Origin of the sequence: Lancefieldella parvula (assembly GCF_963530955.1) — a bacterium.
Taxonomy (GTDB): Bacteria; Actinomycetota; Coriobacteriia; order Coriobacteriales; family Atopobiaceae; genus Lancefieldella; species Lancefieldella parvula_A.
The window spans coordinates 1-4666 of record NZ_CAUSFQ010000096.1; the positions used below are offsets into that span (position 1 = coordinate 1).

General features: G+C 48.0%; 3 protein-coding genes. All 3 read left to right on the plus strand.

Annotation, left to right across the window (positions count from 1 at the left end):
• The first annotated feature begins 695 nt into the window (after window positions 1-695).
• The gene (asnS, locus tag RWJ43_RS06020) at window positions 696-2099 is read left to right on the plus strand and encodes an asparagine--tRNA ligase (protein ID WP_314008951.1); all 1404 of its coding nucleotides are present in this window, start codon (window positions 696-698) and stop codon (window positions 2097-2099) included.
• 274 nt (window positions 2100-2373) lie between these two features.
• Window positions 2374-3714, plus strand: coding sequence for a phosphoglycerate mutase family protein (locus tag RWJ43_RS06025; RefSeq protein WP_314008953.1), 1341 nt, complete (start codon window positions 2374-2376; stop codon window positions 3712-3714).
• Window positions 3715-3783: 69 nt separating this feature from the next.
• A partial coding sequence (locus RWJ43_RS06030; protein WP_314008955.1) for a PLP-dependent transferase occupies window positions 3784-4666 on the plus strand: 883 nt, incomplete at its 3' end.

A 4666-nucleotide genomic window follows, 5' to 3' on the forward strand; every position in this document is an offset into this window, starting at 1 on the left:
GGGTACAAATTCCCACTAAGCGCTCGGGACCCCTTGTAGGAAAATGTCCTAAGTGTGGCAACAATATTGGGGTACATGGAACATAGAAAACAAAGTGAAGTATCTTTCTAGGGTAAATATACCACCCCCACCTTTAAGGCTCTTAAAATACGTTTTAGAGCCTTAGAAAACGACACAAAAAAGCAAGAGCATTTTTGACCTTGCTTTTTTTATTGTCGTGCAATCCTGATACACTTTATACAGAAGCTCTAAACCCTTGTAGCCCTTGCATTGATACAGATTTTATACTTTTTCTTTAAAAATAAGTGTATTTTTTGAAAGAAAAGTCGCAAATCCTTGATATTACTGGGTTTTTGGGTGCTGAGATGAGCATTCTGACGCGTTTTCAGTCTCTTGCGTGGGCAATCTATCACGACTTTTCTTTAAAATCGCTATTACAGACACCTCTAAAACCCTTGTGGCTCTAGGAGTTTCAGCTTTTTAAGAACAATCAAAAAAGGGTCTGCAATATGCAAACCCCTTTTCGATTGATTATTTTTTTATTGTATCAGGTTTGATACAAGTATGATTGTGCAAAAAGTGAGCGTTTGCCATGTGGTTATGCGGTATTCTAAATAAATATTTGTTCGTCTCGTAAGATATTCCTGCAGAGCGCAGGAAAAGCCTGCAGAGTGAGTTACAAGGAGGGTATGCCCGTGGAGCGCATCACGATTTCTGCATTGTACGCAGATGCAGAGCAACTTGGTGGCCAAAAAGTTACCGTGGCCGGCTGGGTACGTTCAGTAAGGGATATGAAGAATTTTGGCTTCGTCACACTTAATGATGGTAGCTGCTTCAAAGACCTACAGGTTGTTATGAATCGTGAGAACCTTGGCAATTACGAGGAGGTTGCTTCCTGTGGCGTTGGCGCCGCTCTGAATATTCAGGGTGTTCTTGAGCTTACTCCCGATCGCCCACAGCCTATTGAGCTACAGGCTCAGAGCATTGTGATTGAGGGACCATCCAGCCCTGACTATCCAATGCAGAAGAAGCGTCAGTCTCTTGAGTATCTTCGTACGCAGCAACACCTTCGTCCTCGCACCAACATGTTCCGTGCAGTTTTCCGCATCCGTTCTGTGGCTGCCTTTGCCATCCACCAGTTCTTCCAGGATCGTGGCTTTGTCTATGTGAACACTCCAATCATCACCGCATCCGATGCTGAGGGTGCAGGAGAGATGTTCCGCGTTACCACACTTGATCTAAACAACGTTCCACGTACCGAGAAGGGCGATGTTGACTACTCAAAGGATTTCTTTGGTCAGTCTTCTCACCTCACTGTTTCTGGCCAGCTTCAGGCAGAGAACTTTGCTATGGCCTTTGGTGATGTGTACACCTTTGGTCCAACGTTCCGTGCAGAGAACTCCAACACGCGTCGACATGCTGCAGAGTTCTGGATGATTGAGCCAGAAATGGCTTTCTGTGACCTTGCGCAGGACATGGATGTTGCAGAAGAGATGCTTCGCTACGTTATTGCATACGTGCTTGAGCACTGTCCAGATGAGCTTGAGATGCTCAATAAGTTTGTGGATAAGGGCTTGCTTGAGCGCCTTAATCACGTTGCAACCTCCCAGTTCTCTCGTGTTTCTTATACTCAGGCTATTGAGATTTTGCAGGAGGCGGTAAAGGCTGGTCAGAAGTTTGAGTACCCTGTTGAGTGGGGCATTGACCTTCAGACTGAGCACGAGCGCTACCTCACTGAGCAGCATTTTGGAAAGCCAATCTTTGTTACTGATTACCCTGCAGAAATTAAGGCCTTCTACATGCGCCTTAACGATGACGGTAAGACTGTTGCTGCAGCTGACTGCCTTGTTCCAGGCATTGGTGAGATTATTGGTGGCTCACAGCGAGAAGATCGTCTTGAGCTTCTGGAGAAGCGCATTGTTGAACTTGGCATGAACCCCGACGATTATAAGTATTACTTGGATCTTCGTCGTTACGGCTCTTGCACCCATGCTGGCTTTGGTCTTGGCTTTGAGCGCCTTGTTATGTACCTCACTGGTGTGGACAACATTCGTGATGTTATTCCTCATCCTCGTACCGTTGGCAACGCTGACTTTTAAGATTGCCGGTCACAGGCGGTGTGGCGGAGCGCGATTGGTGCGCTAACTTAACCGCTACAGTTGCTAAGTCTTTCAAGTTGGATTTTTGCGTGCAGATTATGCATAGCCGTTATGCAAAAATTGCATAGCAGAGACGCGAGATAAAAAGTTTTTCTCGCCATATACCGATATATTTGCCCGTTGGCAGTAAAAATAGGACGTTCGTGCAAAATTGCGCGAGCGTCCTATTACGCTATAAGAAGCAGTTTTCTGCAGATGACCAGCGGAGGTAAACATGGTAAAGACTTTGGTTCTTGTACGACATGGTGTATCTGAACGTGGCTCTGAAGACATGAGTCGAGAGCTCACACGTGCTGGTCAGAGAGCTTTATCTGCCAATTATCCTCATATTTTTGGTCTGTTGGGACCAGAGGGTGAAGAGGCTGAGATTTGGACAAGTCCTGCTCTTCGCGCACTTGAGACCGCAGAGATTGTGGCAGAGGCGCTGGATGCAGAAGGTCTGGAGATTCATGACTCCCTTTACGATCAAGATCTTCCTGCACTTCAGGCAGAGCTTGAGCACGCTGATGCAGAAACACTGATTCTTGTTGGTCACGCCCCATTTTTGGGTTATGTTGCAGAGACTCTGCTGGGATTTGAACTCCCACTGACAAAGGGCGCTGTGTGCGCTATTGACGTACGTGGTTCACTTGGTCATCAACACGAGTGCGTCTGGAAGCAGCTTGGAGACGTTCGCGAGCCTCATGGTAAGCTTCTTTGGCTGGTCAGTGGTCCTTCCACCCAGCCCTGGGAGACGCTTGACGCTTTGGATGAGGCATGCGCTCATGCAGCAACCAACTTGGAGGACGCATATGCAGAGTTCCGCGCTCATCCAGAAGACCCTGCGGTAATTTCAGCATTTAGGTTTGCGCTCAGGGGAACTCAGCTGCTTACTAAGTTCTTCTCGCCACTTCTTAACGAGGAGGCAGTAGAGATTGCTGAGCCTGTTTATAGGCTGATGCTTGGTGCAACTACGCGTCTTCGTGAGATTGACGGCTTCTCTGATACCGTTGCAGATTTGATGGAGTCCGGAGAGCTTTCTCAAGGCTCCAAGCTGGTCAGCGCCGTAGAAGCAACTCGCGAGAATGAGCGTGATCGCGTCTGTGAGGCTCTGCGCAAGAAGGCAGTTCGTCGTAGTCTGCGTTGTGCCTTGGATGAGCTCTTTGAGCCCGCTTGGTCAGACGCAGTGCTACGAGATGGCATCTCGTTTGAAGACGTCAGCAGCCGCTTTGATTACATGCTTGAGACTATTGATGCGCGCCTTTTTGGCCTGGATATGACCAGCTTCTCTGAGGTACACCATGCAAGGCGAGAAGTTCGTGAAGTTGAGCACATTCTTTTCCACCTCAGTGACATGTTGGGCGAGAAACGCGCAAATTACACCCAGATTATGCAGGACATTGACTCTGAGCTTAGTATTGTTTGCACAGCTCAGCGCAACATTTCCCTGGTCAAAGAGTGGAAAGACTCCATGGACTTCAGAGATGTTACCTCAGACCTCGCAATTGTTTCAGAACATGAAAAAGTTTTGATTGAGCGTGTTATTGAGGGTAGAGAGACTAGTATCCTTAGATAATCACATAGTCCACGTTTGGAGCGCATAGACGTTTGCGCGGCGTGGATGATGATTATGAGGGAGGATGCTATGTCTGAGAGCATCGAGACTCGCTGCGTGCAGGGCGGTTATCAGCCTGGTTGCGGTGAGCCTAGGCAAGTGCCTATCATTCAATCAACCACGTTCAAATATGACAGGTCGATGCAGCTTGGAGAGTTGTTCGACCTCAAAGCTGCGGGCTATTTCTATTCTCGCGTTCAGAACCCAACGCTGGATAATGTAGCTTCAAAGATTTGTGCTCTTGAGGGCGGTACTGCTGCAATGCTGACTTCTTCTGGTCAGGCCGCAAACTTCTTTGCCGTCTTCAACATTGCTGAGGCCGGAGATCACTTTATTGCGCTTTCCACCATTTATGGCGGAACCTTTAACCTGTTTGCTATCACCCTTAAAAAGATGGGTGTGGAGTGCACGTTTATCTCGCCAGATGCAACTGACGAGGAGATTAATGCAGCATTTAGGCCAAATACCAAGTGCGTCTTTGGTGAGACTGTTGCAAACCCAGCGCTGGTTGTCCTTGATATTGAGCGCTGGGCAAAGGCTGCTCATGATCATGGCGTGCCACTGATTGTTGATAATACGTTTGCTACACCTGTGAACTGCCGTCCTCTTGAGTGGGGAGCAGATATTGTGACCCATTCCACTACCAAGTATATGGACGGTCACGGCTCTGCTGTTGGCGGCGCAATTGTTGATGGTGGTAACTTTGACTGGGCTGCTCACGCAGATAAGTTCCCAGGTCTGACCCAGCCAGATCCTTCGTATCACAACCTTGTGTATGCAGATACCTTTGGTAAGGGCGGCGCTTTTATTACTAAGGCAACCGTTCAGCTTATGCGTGACTTTGGTTCTATTCAGTCGCCACAGAGCGCTTTCTATCTCAACCATGGCCTTGAGTCCCTGCATGTTCGTATGT